The sequence below is a fragment of the Ruegeria sp. HU-ET01832 genome (assembly GCF_040371315.1).
Taxonomy (GTDB): Bacteria; Pseudomonadota; Alphaproteobacteria; order Rhodobacterales; family Rhodobacteraceae; genus Ruegeria; species Ruegeria lacuscaerulensis_A.
Window position 1 is genome coordinate 830364 of sequence record NZ_BAABWL010000002.1, and the last position, 17070, is coordinate 847433.

The 17070-nt window shown below is 53.6% G+C and carries 20 protein-coding genes; 8 read left to right on the forward strand and 12 right to left on the reverse strand.

The features are described from left to right. Window positions 1–166 precede the first annotated feature (166 nt). Window positions 167–652, reverse strand: a complete 486-nt coding sequence (locus ABWV79_RS09300; RefSeq protein ID WP_353391528.1) for a DUF3124 domain-containing protein — start codon at window positions 650–652, stop codon at window positions 167–169. Between the two features lie 263 nt (window positions 653–915). Between ABWV79_RS09300 and ABWV79_RS09305 the strand changes: the two genes are divergently transcribed. The 5 genes from ABWV79_RS09305 to ABWV79_RS09325 all read left to right on the forward strand — a co-directional run bounded on the left by ABWV79_RS09305 (window position 916) and on the right by ABWV79_RS09325 (window position 4612). After that, window positions 916–1548 carry a tyrosine-type recombinase/integrase gene (locus ABWV79_RS09305; RefSeq protein WP_353391529.1) on the forward strand — a complete coding sequence of 211 codons (633 nt, stop codon included), beginning with the start codon at window positions 916–918 and terminating at the stop codon, window positions 1546–1548. A 268-nt stretch (window positions 1549–1816) separates the two neighbouring features. Further along, entirely contained in the window at window positions 1817–2488 is a 672-nt protein-coding gene (locus tag ABWV79_RS09310; protein WP_353391530.1) for a cupin domain-containing protein, read from the forward strand. After that, window positions 2485–3480, forward strand: coding sequence for a flavin monoamine oxidase family protein (locus ABWV79_RS09315; protein WP_353391531.1), 996 nt, complete (start codon window positions 2485–2487; stop codon window positions 3478–3480). The genes ABWV79_RS09310 and ABWV79_RS09315 overlap by 4 nt, the downstream gene beginning before the upstream one ends. Further along, the gene (locus ABWV79_RS09320; RefSeq protein ID WP_353391533.1) at window positions 3477–4010 is read left to right on the forward strand and encodes a TetR/AcrR family transcriptional regulator; all 534 of its coding nucleotides are present in this window, start codon (window positions 3477–3479) and stop codon (window positions 4008–4010) included. The genes ABWV79_RS09315 and ABWV79_RS09320 overlap by 4 nt, the downstream gene beginning before the upstream one ends. A gap of 101 nt (window positions 4011–4111) precedes the next feature. After that, window positions 4112–4612: a GNAT family N-acetyltransferase gene (locus tag ABWV79_RS09325; protein WP_353391535.1), complete on the forward strand. Its 501-nt coding sequence runs from the start codon at window positions 4112–4114 to the stop codon at window positions 4610–4612. Between the two features lie 50 nt (window positions 4613–4662). On the opposite strand, the gene ABWV79_RS09330 is transcribed toward ABWV79_RS09325, so the two are convergent. The 4 genes from ABWV79_RS09330 to ABWV79_RS09345 all read right to left on the reverse strand — a co-directional run bounded on the left by ABWV79_RS09330 (window position 4663) and on the right by ABWV79_RS09345 (window position 8749). Then, window positions 4663–5481 (reverse strand): class I SAM-dependent methyltransferase, encoded by an 819-nt coding sequence (locus ABWV79_RS09330; RefSeq protein ID WP_353391537.1) that lies wholly within the window; start codon window positions 5479–5481, stop codon window positions 4663–4665. A gap of 789 nt (window positions 5482–6270) precedes the next feature. Continuing rightward, complete coding sequence (locus ABWV79_RS09335) at window positions 6271–6666, reverse strand: thermonuclease family protein (RefSeq protein ID WP_170647186.1); 396 nt, start codon at window positions 6664–6666, stop codon at window positions 6271–6273. A gap of 23 nt (window positions 6667–6689) precedes the next feature. Continuing rightward, window positions 6690–7469 carry a COG3904 family protein gene (locus tag ABWV79_RS09340; protein WP_353391540.1) on the reverse strand — a complete coding sequence of 260 codons (780 nt, stop codon included), beginning with the start codon at window positions 7467–7469 and terminating at the stop codon, window positions 6690–6692. Further along, a complete protein-coding gene (locus ABWV79_RS09345; protein WP_170385602.1) occupies window positions 7469–8749 on the reverse strand; it encodes a hypothetical protein in 1281 nt (426 codons plus the stop codon). Before ABWV79_RS09345 ends, ABWV79_RS09340 begins: the two co-directional genes overlap by 1 nt. 392 nt (window positions 8750–9141) lie before the next feature. On the opposite strand from ABWV79_RS09345, the gene ABWV79_RS09350 reads away from it, so the two are divergent. Then, window positions 9142–9762 carry a thermonuclease family protein gene (locus ABWV79_RS09350; protein ID WP_353391542.1) on the forward strand — a complete coding sequence of 207 codons (621 nt, stop codon included), beginning with the start codon at window positions 9142–9144 and terminating at the stop codon, window positions 9760–9762. Window positions 9763–9867: 105 nt separating this feature from the next. Here the strand turns inward: ABWV79_RS09350 and ABWV79_RS09355 are convergent, their stop codons facing one another. Both ABWV79_RS09355 and ABWV79_RS09360 read right to left on the reverse strand, forming a co-directional pair. Then, window positions 9868–10149 carry a hypothetical protein gene (locus ABWV79_RS09355; protein ID WP_353391544.1) on the reverse strand — a complete coding sequence of 94 codons (282 nt, stop codon included), beginning with the start codon at window positions 10147–10149 and terminating at the stop codon, window positions 9868–9870. Between the two features lie 29 nt (window positions 10150–10178). Next, a complete protein-coding gene (locus ABWV79_RS09360; protein ID WP_353391546.1) occupies window positions 10179–10592 on the reverse strand; it encodes a hypothetical protein in 414 nt (137 codons plus the stop codon). A 149-nt stretch (window positions 10593–10741) separates the two neighbouring features. On the opposite strand from ABWV79_RS09360, the gene ABWV79_RS09365 reads away from it, so the two are divergent. Further along, the gene (locus tag ABWV79_RS09365; protein ID WP_353391547.1) at window positions 10742–11185 is read left to right on the forward strand and encodes a hypothetical protein; all 444 of its coding nucleotides are present in this window, start codon (window positions 10742–10744) and stop codon (window positions 11183–11185) included. Here ABWV79_RS09365 and ABWV79_RS09370 read toward each other — a convergent pair. The 5 genes from ABWV79_RS09370 to ABWV79_RS09390 all read right to left on the reverse strand — a co-directional run bounded on the left by ABWV79_RS09370 (window position 11154) and on the right by ABWV79_RS09390 (window position 15415). After that, complete coding sequence (locus tag ABWV79_RS09370; RefSeq protein WP_353391549.1) at window positions 11154–11468, reverse strand: hypothetical protein; 315 nt, start codon at window positions 11466–11468, stop codon at window positions 11154–11156. The genes ABWV79_RS09365 and ABWV79_RS09370 overlap by 32 nt on opposite strands. Before the next feature lie 29 nt (window positions 11469–11497). Then, window positions 11498–12262, reverse strand: a complete 765-nt coding sequence (locus ABWV79_RS09375) for a hypothetical protein (protein ID WP_353391551.1) — start codon at window positions 12260–12262, stop codon at window positions 11498–11500. Between the two features lie 28 nt (window positions 12263–12290). Next, window positions 12291–12971 carry a hypothetical protein gene (locus ABWV79_RS09380; RefSeq protein ID WP_353391553.1) on the reverse strand — a complete coding sequence of 227 codons (681 nt, stop codon included), beginning with the start codon at window positions 12969–12971 and terminating at the stop codon, window positions 12291–12293. Between the two features lie 12 nt (window positions 12972–12983). Further along, window positions 12984–13787, reverse strand: a complete 804-nt coding sequence (locus ABWV79_RS09385) for a hypothetical protein (protein ID WP_353391554.1) — start codon at window positions 13785–13787, stop codon at window positions 12984–12986. A gap of 962 nt (window positions 13788–14749) precedes the next feature. Then, a complete protein-coding gene (locus tag ABWV79_RS09390) occupies window positions 14750–15415 on the reverse strand; it encodes a recombinase family protein (RefSeq protein ID WP_353391556.1) in 666 nt (221 codons plus the stop codon). 371 nt (window positions 15416–15786) lie between these two features. Here ABWV79_RS09390 and ABWV79_RS09395 point away from each other — a divergent pair, with 371 nt between their 5' ends. Next, the gene (locus ABWV79_RS09395; RefSeq protein WP_353391558.1) at window positions 15787–17058 is read left to right on the forward strand and encodes a hypothetical protein; all 1272 of its coding nucleotides are present in this window, start codon (window positions 15787–15789) and stop codon (window positions 17056–17058) included. Window positions 17059–17070 lie beyond the last annotated feature (12 nt).

A 17070-nucleotide genomic window follows, 5' to 3' on the forward strand; every position in this document is an offset into this window, starting at 1 on the left:
ATTTATTGTTTTGCCTGGGTCTGCTCTTACTGCTTTCCGTCCTGAATAGCCCTCTGAGCAAATGCACCAATGTCTGCCTGGAACCCAAAGCCAACGCCAGTCACTGGTGCTTGAGTATTACTTTGATGATTGAGCTGGATACATAGAAGCAAAGTGGTGGTCGGTGTTAGGGTTTTTGAGTCAACACCTGACCTCGGCTTGTAAACGAGATCCCTTGAGTGCCGCTTCCTCCAACCATGATCGCTTCTACGATAGGGGGTAGTACCGGAACTTCTGCCGACCAGGTGACTATGAAATTCGCGCCAATCCCGTCTCCGACGCTACCAATAGGTACAAGCGCATTCATCGACCCAAATGGCATCAATTGAACGGGCTCATTTATGAGAGTTTCCAGAAGTTGCCCCGCTCTGTCGTAATATTCAACACGCTCAACTTTGATCTCTGATTGAAGACTAATGTTGTGCACAACTAGCGTAGACGCGAGCGGTTCGCTGCGCCCCTCCTGCGTGAAAACTCGCGAATAAGAGGGAACATAGATGACTTGAGATGTAACACTCTCCGAAACTTGTGCGAATGAAAGGCTTGGTACGGTCGTCAACGAAACCAAAACCATTGAGAACGACCAGAAAGATCTGCGGGAGAAAAACTTCATGTAGGCGCATGCTCCGTTTCTTCTGTCTTCAAAATGAGCATACGGATGACAAGATTCGGCGCAAGAATATGTCCGCTTTGTCCGCAAAGCGGTCATCGGCTCGTTCTGATCGGACGTCCGACTTGATCAGAAGCGGCCATTGAGTGTTTTAAACTGCAGTTTGAGATGCGCGCGATCGGTTTCTACGATGGCAAAGTCAGTAAAGTGCGCTGGTTGGCAAGGTGCCGATGCCTGGTGCGGGAGGGCTGGATGGAGACTTCACCATGTCCAGTATTCAGCTTCCAATAGTCAGACCGTCTCAGCCGCCGTGGAACAAGAAACGACTAATTGGTCAGAAACGTCCACTCCTGCCAAGACAGGTTTGGGCAATTCGTGCGCGGATCGAACTCGCCGGGAACCCGCGCAACCTTGTGCTGTTCAATCTTGCTATCGACAGCAAACTTCGCGGTTGTGATCTTGTTCGCCTGAAAGTGGCGGATCTGGTCGTTGCCGGAGCAGTTCGAGACCGCGTATCGATCGTCCAGAGCAAGACAGGCAGGCCAGTTCAGTTCGAAGTGTCCGAGAACACGCGAAGATCGATTTTAAAGTGGGTCAGATCGCCCGCCATGCTTGGTTGCGAGTTCCTCTTTCCAAGCAGGTTCCACAGTTCATCGCACATTTCGACTCGGCAATACGCACGTCTCGTGCGCAGCTGGGTGTCGGTCATCGGACTGGATCCTTGTGGGTACGGAACGCATTCTCTTCGGCGGACAAAAGCTGCGCTGATCTATCGGAAGACTGGCAACCTTCGGGCCGTCCAGCTCCTGCTTGGACACACCAAGGTTGACAGCACGGTCAGGTACCTTGGGGTCGAACTCGACGACGCGTTGAGCATCTCGGAGAAGATCGACATCTGACGGTTTGACGGACGGCAGCAGCCGTTCGTCATCTCAAAATGGGTTCGGAAGTTTAGGCGCGAACGGCCGCTCCTTCGGATACCAGACTTTGGATTATTTGCTTTAAATGACCGCCATGCGGACAAATTCGCCATTCGCTGCGGTTTAACCAATGGTTCACGAACGCGTGATCACCGTTGCGATAGTGAGGTCGAGAAACGACTTACCTATCAGTAGGTAAGTATAGCCAATTTGCACATACACAGTGACAATGGAGGGAGACCAAACCATGCGCGTGAACGCCAACTTCAATGAACGTACCCTTATACATTTTGAAGAGAACGATTGGGTCGCATCCCCGATGCCCGGAGTTGAGCGCAAAATGCTTGACCGAATTGGAGAGGAAGTAGCTCGCGCCACCACTATCGTCCGTTTTGCGCCTGGCAGCGCTTTCTCTTCCCACACGCATGACGGTGGCGAAGAATACCTGGTTCTTGACGGTACTTTTAAGGACGAAGACGGTGATTTTCCAACTGGTTCCTACGTGCGGAACCCGCCGACGTCGTCTCATACACCTGCAGCACAGGACGGCGCGACAATTCTGGTAAAGCTCCACCAATTCGATGCTAGCGACCGCGACCAGGTCCAGATCGACAGCGGCAAGGCAAGCTGGATTGAAGCAGCAGATGGTGTCTCCAGGTTGCCCCTTTACACAGATGTACGTGAAACTGTAGCGATGGAACACTGGGATGCAGGTACAGTGCGCTCTTTAGATGCCTCAGGCGGGCTTGAGGTCTTTGTGATTGATGGGAGCCTGAACGAGGGTGGCGATACCCTGTCCCGCTGGGATTGGTTACGCCTACCCGTCGGGGCGAGTTTCGAGGCGACCGCTGGCGCTAACGGGGTGCGAGTCTGGATCAAGACCGGCCACCTTAGTCACGTCGAAGAGAGCGCGGCATGAAGCGAAACGCAGAGATTGTCATCGTCGGCGCAGGGTTGTCCGGCCTAGCTTTGGCGCATGCGCAGAAGCTTGAAGGGCGCGACGTGCTTTTGCTAGAGGCGCGCGACCGAGTAGGCGGTCGCATTCTCTCACAGGGCGGCTATGACCTAGGCCCTGCTTGGATTTGGCCGCACAACCACCGCATGCTATCCCTCCTAGACGAGCTTGGGCTGCGAACATTTCCACAGTACAGCGATGGACGATTGGCGTTCGAGGATGCTCAGGGAAATGTGCGTCGTGACTTCGATTTCGCCCCCATGGGTGACGCGCTTCGCGTTTCAGGCGGACTCGCTCAGATAACCGACGCTCTCGCCCAAAAGGTTGTTGGTACGCTGTGCCTTGGCCGCGAAGTTCGGCGTATGATCGAAGAAGACGAATTCGTGACCTTGAGCGGAAACGGGTTTTCATTGCGCGCCGACTTCGTTGTTTTGGCGCTACCCCCGCGCCTCGCTGCACAGATAGGGGCGGTCGTTCCGGATGTTCCAACTTGGATGGCCGGACATGCCAAACTCGTTGCTGTTTACGACACTCCATTCTGGCGCGACGCGGGCCTGAATGGCGACGCAATCTCTCATCAAGGTCCGCTGGCTGAAGTCCATGACGCGTCGCTTACGGACGGCACCCAGGGTGCTCTGTTCGGCTTTGCCATGCCCGGCACGGCCCGACAATCCGGATTCGAAGCGCAAGCGGTGGCGCAACTGGTCCGCCTGTTTGGCCCCAAAGCAGCCGAGCCGCTCGGCGTAATCGTCAAAGATTGGAGCGCCGACATGGCAACCGCCACGTCTGCCGACCTCAAGCCGCTTAGCTCCCATCCTATGTATAGCAAACTAACTCCTACTCGGCGGGTGATCTTTGCAGGAACTGAAACCGCTCCGTCTCACGGTGGTTTCCTCGAAGGCGCTCTTGAAGCCATGGATGCAGCGCGGCAAGAATTGTCGAGGGTGATGGTATGACATCAGAAGAGAAAATCCTCGTCGCCGCCGAGGCGCGGGTCCGCACTGGCGGCTACAACGGCTTTTCGTTCCGAGACCTTGCGCGCGACACAGGGCTGACCAGCGCAGGCGTACATCATTACTTTCCGACCAAGGCCGATCTGGTCGCTCGACTGGCCAGAAATTACACGTCCCGTTTTCTTGACGCTTTGGATGAATGCCCGTCTCATGCGCGTGTCGCGCGCCTACGCGAGCTTTTCGCGGAAAGCTTGCGCCAGGACGGAAAGATGTGCCTTTGTGGGCTACTCGCAGCTGAAAGCGGAGTTCTGCCTGAACCGGTAACGGAGGCGGCAAGAATGTTCTTTGCAGCATTGGTCGATCGGCTTGTCAGCGCATTTCCGGACAGCGACGATCCGCTTTCTGACGTACTAGCAGTGCTCGCGACGCTGGAAGGCGCAGCACTACTTGCGACTGTGCAGGGTGACCCGGACGTCTTCGAAAAAGCAACGTCCGCTTTGGGCTCAATGCGGCCATTCGCGGATTTCACCTGAATGCCTGCTGTGCGGACAATGCTGCCGTTTCTCATGAACTGGCTTTAAACCGAACAATCGATTAGCCTTATCATTGATTTATTCACAGATTGATTATGGGCATGAGCAACCAAAATTTTCGCAACGCTTCACCAACGGATGCAACCCGCTGCTTTGAAATCGAGACGCTAGCCTACGACGGCGATGAAGCAGCGACACATGAAAAAATTTCCAAGCGCATCGTTGAGTATCCGCAAGGCTTTTTGATCCTCGAAGTCGACAACCAGATCGTTGGCTTCATAAACAGCGGATGCGCGTATGATGTTGAAATGTCTGACGAAGACTTCAAAGAACTCATCGGGCATGACCCGGCTGCTCCAAATGTCGTGATTATGTCAGTGGTAGTAGATCCGGCACATCAGGGACTTGGCTTGTCCACCACGCTAATGTCTGAATTCGTTAAGCGTATGACTGACGCGAAAAAAGAAACCATCCATCTTATGTGCAAAGAACACCACGTCCCCCTCTATGAGAAGTTTGGCTATCGGTACACTCAGCCATCCAAATCTGATCACGGTGGAGTGCGGTGGCATGAAATGATGATGGACCTTCCTAGAGACTGAAATGGTAGGTATGGGCTCGTTGCGGACGAAGCCGTCGTTGTTCGCCTTGGTTAACTGGCGCGGGCGACGATCAAAGATGCAGGAAGCGGCGCGTGCCACTTGTCGCCGTGACCGAAGCGCTCGCGAACTTTTTCGGCCACCGCTGCCTTGATTGCCGAGTTGTTCTCTGTTGGTTGCTGCGACAGCAAGTAGCCACCGCGAGGAGCCCCGTTCTGGAAAATCTCAGCTAGGGTTTCCGGACTATCCAATACCCAGAAGCAGTCGATCTGTTGTTGGGTTTCCACGTTGAACCCCGCATCCGACAAAATAGAACTTGCCGCTTCCTGATTTGCAAATTGATGGAAGTTCGGGCTGTCAGGCATCTTAACAGAAGGGTCACCGTGTTCTTGGACGCAGCTGTAAAATACCTGAAAGACCGGGGAGACATCCGGACCACACCATGACGTCATAATGAATTGCCCATGAGGCTTCAGAACCCTACGAATTTCCGAAAGTGCTTTTGGCTGATCGGGAACGTGCATTAAGCCAAAGCTGCAGACGACACTTTCAAAGCTCCCATCGTCGAAAGGCAGGTCTTGTGCGTCAGCTTCAATGAATTCTCCGGCTGGAAATCTATCGCGTGCGTGCGAAAGCATCTTTGTAGAAAAATCTGCCCCGGTTACTAAGTGCCCGGCCTTGGCAATTGCTTCGGTGACATTGCCTTGTCCGCAACAGAGATCGAGAACCCTTTCATTGCTGCCAATACTTGCCAAGATCGAAGGAATGGCCATGTCACTCGCTTCGGAGAACATAGTCACGTAGCCTGATGAAATTGTATCGTCAGACCAACCTTTCGTTTCCAATTCCGCAAAGCCCTCGTAGGTAGCCATTCTAACCCCTCCAAATTCACTTCGTGCTTATGCCTCCAGCATGAACAATCGTATATTAATGCGCAATTCTCGGAACAAAATTGTCTGCCTTGGGCTCGGTGCGGACACTCAGCAAAATTCAGCGAACGACCGCTATGCGGACGAAGCTGCCGATCGTACTTCACAAACCAGCCGCTAGGTCGAATCCCCCAAAATTTGAAAAACCGCGGATTGCCTCACGAGTCTGTGGGTAAATTCCTAAGGGCTTCGAACTATCGGTTATGCAACTCCTAATGGTCAATCCGATTTTCCGGGGCGTCGAAATCTGAACGGACGGGTGCGGTGTCGTATAAGATGTTAACGGCGCTGATCTGATCTAAAGTCTCCGTCAAGTCGAACATATCAATCGTCTCGATCGTGCCGGGAGCGCTTCCTCTGACCGTGCGAGTATACGCCATATAAAGTGCAATCTTGTTGGGATTTGAACTACTCAAAAGTACATCTCTGAGGACCATCTTGCGATCTGAAATCACCTGAAAAACATATGAATAAAACTCACGTGCCGGTTTGTGACCTGAAAAAGACAGTGGCGGATCTAGCCACATACGAAAACGCAAACCAACCCGCTGTTGGGGTGCAAGCCGTTCTCGTAAACGGCACGTTAGTTGTTGGTGATGGTGAACTCAAAATAGACGCTGACTCAGGTCAACCAATCCGCCGTAAGCTCGAAAGATAAGGTGACCGCTTTGGGCTCTAAGCGGACTTTCAGCGTTTTCGCCTGAATGGCCGCTTTCCAGCCAGCGATTGTACCTACCGGCAGTACCCGGCGCGTCTCAACCGAGATTTGGCCGCGGATGTCTCCAAATGCCTATAGCGTCCCCCCGAGTACCTCGCGCAATCCAGAGCATGCCCCGCAGCAATCACAGCAGCACCAATGTCTTGTCCGTCCGCGTAGCAAACACCGACCCACCGATCATGGGTGCGTTCGCCATTAAGACTGCACTCGATGTTCTTGCCGCGAAGATAGTTCACCATCCAGCGTTTAGCATCCTGACCAGAACGAGTGCCAAGCTCCGGCGCATCCACGCCGTTCAAACGGACAGGAGTGCCATCGACAACGATCGTGTCCGCGTCGCGCACTTGGAGGCCACCGGCGGCTGCGGTAGTGGCGAAAAATGCGAAGGCAATGGTTAGCTTCTTGAACAAGGCGAAGTCCTCAGTGTCTCGTGTTAATCGACTATTTGGGTCGCTATGCGGGTATCTATTAGTTCTTCCTCGATAAGCGCATAGATTTCCTCGGGTGGGGTGTTCAGTGAGAACAGCATCAGTGACGGGTCCACACCCAGGTCAATCAGATGCTGCATCGTCTCTCCTTGTCCCTTCTGGATGCCTTCTACTGCGAAAACGACAGGTATTAATCGAGGCTGGTCGTAGTAGTGCTGATGCATACCTACAATGCCGCGAAGAGAGACGATGCGTTCCTCACCGCCTGCAAGAACGTAAGGACATGACGATACACACATCGAGCCAGCTAGAACTGCTGTAGCAAGCTCAGCACCTCTCACCTGCTTACCAATGGACAGTGCCTCGGAAACCACTCCTCCCGGGCTGTGGAGAGCCACAAGGTCGGGCTTTTCCTGCATGTCAGACAGGTACGAAGCGAAGCGGGCCGAGTCGTCCACCTCTATCTGGCCGCTAAGAAGAAGAATTCTCCCCAGCCCTTCGACTTCCTGAACTGAGAAGTCCAATCGGTTTGGAAAAGCCTCTGGCACGGGTACGTCCAGAGGTCCATCCTGGGGCAAAAGCGACGGATCGCTACGATCAGTGCGATACTCTCGACGTTGATCGCCGGGAGATATCGGGCCAGTCGGGAGTTCAACGCGCTCCTTGAACGGGCTGGGCAATACACCAAATACGTCCGACGCTATTAGAACGCCCGCAATCGCGAGCTGCAGGATCAGTACGTAGCGCAGCCCTGAACGAGGATCGAGACGACTTAGTAAGTTCATCACGTTTCATCTTTTTGTGGAGTGGCACGGTTGAGGATAGCTGCGTCGGCCACGCCCATTGTCGCCTCTACGTCCTTCATGGCGTTCATTGCGGCTCTGAGGTCAGCAAGTGTCAGAGTATCCTCGATGCTCATACCGTCCTTACCACTGCGGATTGCGGCCTGTGTGATAGCCAGCACAAACACCAACACGGCGGGCAACAAGTCGATGGCTATAGCTCCTGCCCACGAAGGTACGAAGTTGTGGGCATACTTGATTACTGCATCGGCGCTGGAAATCGGGTTGTACGCCGTCTCTATAGGCGGCTCCATGTCCAATACCTCGTCAGCAGCGTTCTTGAGTGTCTTGCTGCGTTGGTCCAGCGCATTCAAAACGGAGTTGATTGTGGACGATTGCGCGTCTCGTACGTCGGAACTGCGCCCATCAAGCTCTGGAAGTACAACCGAGGATGGCAGGTCCTCAGCAGCACGAGCAACAAGTGGTGCCACGCTGTACTGGTTGAGGCGCGAGATAACACCCGCCAGCTTCACGCTTTCCTCGGAGAACTGAACCGAACGGCGATCCACTGGACCGGGGGCTACAGTAAGCTCGCGCATCTTTGCGAGGATTTCGTTGCCTTGTTGGAAGGCTTCCTCGATAGGTTCTTGCTGCGCCGCGATCTGCTCTTCAAGGTTTCGCAACTCCTCAGCTTTTTGTGTCAGAACACGAAACACGGCACCCCGACCGGCGGTACCTGAGAGGTCTCCGGACTGCTCGAGTTCAGCCAGTTCTTCAAAACTCTGGCGGGCGCGTTCCACCTCCCGACCCAACGCTTGGCCGCTAAGAGCTATGTCATGGGCTTGCTCGAGAGCAGCTTGGTAGTCACGGACAGTGTTTTCCAAGTGTTGTTCGACTGCTGCCGAGCCTGCGAGTGCGGCTGCGTTCAGCCAGCTAGACATGGCGATAATGGCGACAGAGCCAACAATCGTTGAGATCGTCAGACCAATGAATCCACTAGCCGTACGCATTGAAGGCAGCAGACGGAGCATGTAGCTCCAAAACACGAAGATGCCGACAGAGACGGCGATTGAGTACGCAACGGCTGCGAAGAAAGAAACCGCACCGTTATCCTCGAGCAATGAGGACACGCCGAGATAGGTGTAGATCCCAGATGCGATGGCTAGGACACCCAAGGCCGCGGGGGTAAACGTGTCCAACCACGCAAGATGACCTTCTAGTTCTTTTGCGGTCCGAAGTCCCTTAGCTTCCTCAGCCGTCAAGCGATCCTTGTTCTCCGTCATTCTACAACATGCTCCACACTCATCACGCGATAGTTCGTCACTTAATCATTTATTAAGACTTTTCACCCTGGGTTGCACATCTGGACGATACGAATTTATTGCTTTTGCGAAATTGCCATTCTTCTGCGATTTTCTGCCAAATTGCGCCGCCAGCTCTAGAAGACGGGAAAAACATCAACCAGTTGAAATTCCGATAGCTATTCTGGGAGTGGCCATGAACATGGATCACATGCCTCGTTGTCACACGCGTGAATTCGCTCAGCGGGACAAATCAGTCACATCTCCCTGAGTGAATATGAGGTGTCCCTAGCGTATCAACCCGGACGTGTGCTTGGTTCGATCCTGATCCAGTGCGAAAAACTTGATTGACCTAACTCTTGGAGACCTAGCTCATGGAAATCTTGATAGTTTTGGGTTTGGTTTTGGCTGTTGTTGCGTATTTGGCAATTCGCAGTAACAGGCCAGTCGATACAACTACTCCGCCGAGTCAGTCAGGTAGGCATGAGAAACCTAGATTGACCACGAACCAACGGCAGCGCACATCGCAGCCAGAGCGTTTTGATCCAGACCATACAGTCCCGAAACCCGACGTCACGATACTATCGGGTTCAGCCTACGTTGTAGATGGCGATACACTGGTCATTAAGAAAACACAGGTTCGTCTGTTTGGTGTCGATGCTCCCGAGATGAACCATCCCTATGGAAAGAAGGCGAAATGGGCGCTCGTTTCGCTTTGCAAGGGTCAAAAAATTAGGGCCGAAGTGACCGAGCAAGACACCCACGGACGGACTGTTGCAAAGTGCTACCTTGAGGATGGTCGTGATCTATCCGCTGAAATGGTCAAACTTGGTTTAGCGATAGACTGGCCAAAATTCTCCGGTGGACAGTACCGGTCTATGGAAATGCCCGACGCTCGAAGGAAGCTATGGCTGGCAAACGCGCGGCAAAACGGACACATGGGGCTGTGGAAGCAATACGACGCGAAGCAGGCCGCTCGGAAAATGAACAACTGACAGTACATCCAAAGCCGTAGCTGATGTGGCGCAAGTAGGAGCGGCCAAGGAGTTAACCCTGAGCCGCTTGAAACCTTTGATTTGAGGTTTTGAATTTGTCCATCGTCACCTCAAACTCTCAGGCATGGCTAAGTTACGGCTACGCGCAATCGCGCGAACTTCGGCGCTCATGACCATGTGGGCGTTGTTAAGGGCGCTTACTAAATCGGCCCGTTCCCAATGTCCGGGTTTAATCCACTGATCAGGATAAGCTGCTTCGATCTGGCGAGCTTCTGCGCGTACCTCACTGGCAACCTGCTTGATACCTGCGAGAATAGACAGAGTGCGCTGCCAGACCTCAGCGTCATCGGTAAGCGGTCCCGGGGTGGGCTTGGTTTTGGATGTCATGGTTTCATGGTCCTTTGATCTGAACGGCCTCATTGAGCCGCTGGGTTGAACAATGAGTGCTGCTGGAAGATCGACCGGGCATCTCGATAGAAATCCATCTTTGGCAAGGTCGTTCCCTTCGAGCGGCGCAGCATGTCCCGCCAGATCGGTAGTTGCGTATGGGGATCGAGTGGATCATCTGTCAGATGCTCGAGGGCGATCACTGCGGATTGATCGTAGCGATGCCGGGTAAGACGGCCTTGAAGACGCGTGAGCATATCGTCGATCTTCCGGTCGATTACCTCGTCGCGGCGTTTAACGATCAGGTTTTCGGCCTTGGGCATCGGGGTGGATGCCTTCGCGATTGCGTCGAGGTCTGCCTTGTGCTGGCGGGTTCTGCCGTGCAGCGGAGTGTGTTTTTGGTAGTGACGTTTAGCGTCACCTATTGTGATGGCGTTGGCCATTTGGAGGAGTCCTTTGTGGAAGCCTCAAAACCCCTGAAACAACACTTACCTACCGACCCCTGCGGAGGGTCGATTTTGGCATTGGAAAAGCCAATAAAATCAATGGATCACGGGAGGTGTTTTCGGGGGTCGAGGGTCGTTATTGGTGGGTGTCAGAGTGTGCCGACTGTCAGTGCCTCGGTTCGGTCGAGGCGATCTTCGAGTTCAGCCTCTGCAGCTTCATCTTGTTCGTGTTGTTTGTGGGTGTATTTCTCGAGGCTCTCGTCGATCTCGAGGGGGACACCGAGTGTATCCGCGAGTTTCTGATAGAGAGCCTCAAGGGCGCCACGCTGGGCAGTCGTGAGAGTCTCAGAGAACTTGCCGGTCTCCCGGTCTCGGCCCCCCACTACGCCGATCTGGATATGGCTTCGGGTGAAATTGTCGCGACCGACTGCGCCACGCGTCAGGGGGTGTCTACAGAGTTCGAGCGTGCCATCGAACTGTACCAAGTAGTGCCAGTCAATCCCGAGGCGACCGGTCTTGGCGTGTTCGATATCAATGATTGCCGCGTCGATGCGTGGATCAGGTGGATGATGGGTGTACCTTACAACTAAGCCGGCGGTCTTCTCGCGGGGCAACGTAGCGAACATCGCTGTCCTCAGGTAGGTGTCGGCTCTCTTGATCCTGAGCATCGGCCTTGGTTCCTTTATTCACACGTTCTGCCCATGCTTCGAGTTCACTGAGCGTCAACCGCCCCGCCCCTGTTGGTGAACGACCGTCTTCAATCAGGTCGACGGTTGCATAGAAGTAATCCGGGTCGGCACAGGTGCGGGGCTGGATACGGTTCAGGACCAGAGTGATATCTACGTCCCAAACCATGTCTGATAGATTGGTCATGCTCTTGTCATTCGTCCCGAGACAGAAGATCAGTGACCAAGCTGCTCACGGATGTGCTGCGCGAACTCGGTCCAGGTGATGCCGTCCGCGCGACCCGCTGCCCGATCCACGGCAAACTGGCGAACGCAACGATCAACACCGGGATGCGTGTCTGATGCCTGTTTCAGGAAATCGAAGCCATCTTGTCCAAGTTCCTGCATTGCGCTCTGTGTTGCTGCGTCGGTAATTGTGCTTTGGACATTCGCGAACATGGCGCGAGTGCTACCATCCACGTCTAGCTCCGATACCGAACCCTCAGCCAAACCGCGCATGGTTTCAGTAACCTCATCGACGGACATACCGGACATAGCAATCTGACCGAACGCTGTTTCATACGTCTGGGCTTCTTCCATCGTCATGATGCTGTCATCAAGCGAGGTGTTCAGCCCGTCGATGACATTGTCAAACTCTGCATGACCCGTGTCGCTGCCTGTGGGTTCCTCTGGCGTCTCGTCTACTGCCGCCGCCTGTTCCTGCGCTGCCCTTTGAGCCGCGCCAATCGACAGACCTTCGTCAAAGACGGTGTTGAGCAATCCAAGTTCTTTGGCCTGCGCGACCTTCATCGACATGCCCTGTACGTTGATCACGTCGCTGTCTCTGAGATCGCCCTGTGAGTGAACATCGCGCTGCGTGTTCTTGGTGTCGCGGACGGTTACGCCCCCGCTTACGTAGTCTGCGCTTGAAGCATATGATTTGGAGGATGGCATCGATTGTGCGGTGGCATCGCCGCCACCGAGGGTTACTCTTTCAACCATGTTTCTTGTGTCCTTTGGAATGGGTTGGTTATCGAAGACCGAGTTCGATCTCGGCTAACTCTTGCGGTGTTGGTGGGTTTTTGACAAAGGGCAGGCCGTCGATTGCTTTGCCTTCATCAAGGCTCATCAGGTGTACCGGGCAGAGCTTCGAGATTGCCTCGACCGAGTATCCGCGAAGTCGAATGCGGGAATACGCAAGGATGAGACGCAGCTTCGTGTCATCGTCCAAGTCTCTTTCGTGTATCTGCGAAAGCGCGGAGACTTGTCCGTCCCTTGCGCATAGTTCTAGGAAGGCCACGCCGACGGCGCTTTCCTTTACTTTGTTGCTCATCTTGCGTGTCCCTCGGGGTTTTGCGTTGCTGCGTTCATCGAGTTCTCCCTCGAGTATCTCGACCTTGTTCTTCCATCGAGCGAGCGTCTCTTCGGCCTTGATAGTCTCGCGTTGTTTAGGGGTGAGTTCGGCCTGCCCAATCCCATGAGCTTCGGCACAGGAAGGACAGTTGTATTCATCGCCGAACGGAGCCGGGAACTTCACACCGCACGAGATGCAGGACTTGTAGTTGATCCTGCGGTTCTTAGAGATGCACCGGTCGCACCTCGATGCTTTTGGCTTGTGGGTTTCAAACTCGACACCACACGCGTTGCAGGTCTTGAGGTACATCTGCCGGGGTGGCTTCTTGGTTTTTGCTCTACGCTGTGGTGGGGGCATGTTGGGTGTTCCTTACGTGTCAAACAACCAGCTTGGGTCTGGCATCCGGGGTGCTTTCAGCACTGCGTTGGATTTTGGCAGGGGTGACGGTCGGGGTGTCAGATCGGACACGGGGTCGATGCCCTCGGGCCATTCACCGGAGATCAGACCAGAGGAACGACGGATTGCCTTGTGGTATCTCAGGGGTATCGCCGAGGACCTCGGCAAGACGTGATCGAACAGGCTATCTCCGAGGAAGTCGGTACGCATTGAGCGCAGTGGTACGGAGACCGGTGGATGTGCATCACCAGAGGCTAGGAGACGAACGTACGCGGTCACGATGGATGCGGTTAGGTCTCGGTCAGATCGACGCAGGCCGAGCTTCTCAGCGGCGCGTAGGGCGTGTGTGCCGACAATGGCGAAGTCAGCGTAGCTCAGGCGGTATTTCGAGTATCGAACATCACTGGTAGATACCGCATCCTTTTGGCCAGGAGGGACGCAAAGACCTTGGCGACCCATGAACGTGCCACCAGCAAGGAAGACATTGTAACGATGACCAGTATCGAGGAACTCCCGAGCGAGCGTGTAGTGGACGAAAGCCCTACCGATCACCGACGGGTTAGGTTCATACCGTCTACCGACCAATAGATGCGGCAACCTTGCCCTTGCTCGACCGTATTTCAGCGGAGCCATTCTGTACGTTGGGCGATCATCCCATTCACCGACCCGATGGCGTGTGCCTCGGGCAAACCGAACGGCCTCGGCGATCTCTGAGGGTGTCGGCTTGATGTTCTTTAAGACCGACCGAGCAACTGTGTTGATCGCACCACCGGACATATAGCCACCGAGAGGAACACCTCGGTTACTGACGACCGATTGGCAGCGAGAACACAGGCCCCATTGCCGAGGTAAGCGCTGTCTGAACTCGTAGGCTGGTAGTGGCTTGTCGCATGTAGCTAAGGCACAGGTGATCATTGTGGCCTCGCTAAGTTGTACGTTGGGATAATTCGGGGGTCTCTGCGATACAGTCACCAAGGAACAGAGACCCCCATCGGCCCGTCCATGTGTCAAGCTCACAAAGACAACACGAACTGAGTGAAACGGTAATAGGTCTCACTACATCGACCCGTCAGGCAAGACAGGGGTGCGTGTGAGACCTGAACCAGCATCGACCAAGGACCGAGATCGATGCGGTATAGGGATTAGGATTGATGGTTGCCGGTGATGGACATTCACCGGACGTACACTGACAGAGAACTGTGAAGCCTAGATAGGAACCTGATCGTGTAACTAGAGGTAAATCTCTTGGTATCTGTTATTCATAAGGGGGCAGTAATTCCAACCCATTGATTTAAAACGAGGTGTACCTTGAGAACTACTTACCGGTGATGATCATCATCGATCATCAGCACAGAGGAAATACTGGGGGTGAACCTGAGGTAGTGCTTGGGATGAAACAAAGCGAAATAACTCCTGGTTCTTCTCTTACTTCATTGGGGAGGGAGAATTGGTTTGAGCAACAATGAATGCTGAGGTTATGCCGCCCGTTGAGCCGATGGTGATACCTAGAGGTATAACTTACGTTTCTTCTGTTTCATGAGGGAGCTGTAATTCAGAACCCTTGTTTCATAGGGCCTTCGGGTAGTCCGGTCCCGGCCAGCAGATCTCCAGTCGAGACGTTCCGAGTGTTTACTCAGTGGGGAGGAATTAGCCCACAGACCTGTGGCTTCTTGCCCTTAGTTTACGGATACAAAACGCTGCACTGAAAGGACAAGAACACACGCAATGCGAGAAGAGAACTAAGTGTTCACCTCCAATCTGTCGATAATCCGTTTCACCTGAGCGGCACTCCAAGCACCGCCCCGAGCAGTCGCCACGCCAGCCTTATTAAGCTCCGAAGCGATCTCCCGCAGTGACCTCCCTGCGTCTCTCAGAGGCAACACAAGGCCCCGCACCTTCTCAGCCCTTGCGGCAGCGTTGGCCCTCACAACTTCGTTCCGCTTCATCGTAGCATCACGCATACCGCCGAGCTTCTGACCTCGGGCCTTTGCGGCCTCTAGCGCCGCCTTGGTGCGTTTGGAAATGAATTCGCGTTCCTGTTCCGCTAAAGCCGCATAGACGTGTAGCTGGAACTTGTCGGCATGGGGCATCGAAGCGACACGCAAAGACAGCTTCTTGTCGTCCATCAGCGTTGCAATGAAGGATACCTTGCGCGACAGGCGGTCCAACTTGGCGACCAGCAACTCGGCCCCTGTCTGCTTCGCTAAGGTGATCGCGTTGGTTAGCTCCGGGCGCTCATTGTCTGCCCCGCTCAGTACGTCTGTGAACTGTCCTATGACCTCGAAGGGTTCGTCTGAGTAGTTAGCCAGGAACAAGTCTATGTCCCGTGTCTGCGCCTCTAGGCCAAGCCCAGAGCGCCCCTGTTCGGTTGTGGATACACGTCGATAGGTGACGTACTGCTTCATTGATTGGCCTTCCTCTGATGGCTCAATTCAAGCAGATAGGCGGCTATGTTGCAATCGTCAAGGAAGGTTGTGGATGTTACAATCGAGGTAGGCTTGCAGTACGGGCCGGTCTTGATGAACTCTTGGGGTAATCGCAGTGGGGCTATGGGGGGAGATAGGAAAGGTCAGGTGATGTCAAACAGACTTAGATTTTTCTTCTAAAAACGATTTGGTGTGTTGACGGCGTTCTGAACAGGCAAATGCACCACTGGATGGGAATCCGCCCAAATAGCCTGAGGTTACCTGGACAGACGGTCGTTTCGATATTGAAACCTATCGGATTGTTTAGGTAAGTCAAAGGTCGAGGATTTCGAAAAACGAGCAATGATTTCATGAGCATACGTGACTACCTTGAAAGGCAATCAGAGTATCAGTGTCAAATCCAGATGCCTGATAGCTACGATCTGGAACTCCTGAGACCGATGCGCTCCGGCTCGTGTTTCCTTACTTCAAACAAAAGCGTTCTGCGAGGCGATGGCGAGTTCGTGTACGTGCATACTGCGGACTTTTCCGAGAACATAATCGACGGAAAAAACTGCTTCTTGTGTGGATGCTATCCTGACGGGGTTGAGTTCAACAATGAGCATGTAATTCCCGATTGGCTGCTCAGATACACCGGCATTTCGAATATGAGCATTACTCTCCCCAACGGGCGAGACTTGCGATATTCAAAATACAAGGTTCGCAGTTGTGTGCATTGTAATTCGTACCTCTCCAACAATGTCGAAGATCAGATCAGCCCCATAGTCAAACGTGGATTTGAGGCATTTCGGGATTTCGCCGATGATAACCCGAAGCTGTTATTTCAATGGCTCTGCCTCATCTACTACAAAGTCCATTTCAGAGACTTTTCGCTTAGATACAATGTGGATCGACGTGAACATGACGCCCCTATTGGTGCTTTGTATGCTTGGCCAAACTTCCATCATATCTTCTGCGTTGCCCGTTCAGTGCTTTTCAACACAGCTTTCTCGGATGATGTAATTGGGTCAATGAAGATTTATCGTCTCGAAGATTGGGAAAGCCACGGTTCGTATGATTATCGAGACCACTGGACCACGGACACTATGTTCATTCGGATAAAGGACATTTGTATCTACGTTTCCTTTACGGACGCTGCAGCCGTGAACCACATGACGCAGAGAAAGTTCGAGCGAGTGCCGAGCAGCCTGAATTTCATTCAATCAATCGAGATATTCGGCGATTTTGTGGCGGCTAAATTGCACTTCAACCAGCAGCACAATTTTCGCTCAATCTATTTTCCCGAAAAGGACTGCCTACTGATAAAAGCTGAAATAGCCAACGATTTTGATTGGCACGATTTGGACCCGGGCATTCGTGGTTCCGCTCAGGTGTTCGCCTTCACTCCTGACTTCGGTAAGTTCACCATATCTGGTCTTGATCATGAAGCGACGTTTAATGAAATTGCATCTGGCGAGAGGACATTCTTCCCGGAGGGCGAAAATGGAGGACTCTCGTTAGTCGAGCAAACTCCACCAGTTGACCCCGACTACGCAAAAAGGTTGTCGGACGAGGCAGCGGACCGCGCCGGGGTGCAAGACGCATTTAGACGAATGACCAAGGGCTTCTTTGAAGGCGAGTAGCCGGTTTCGTTT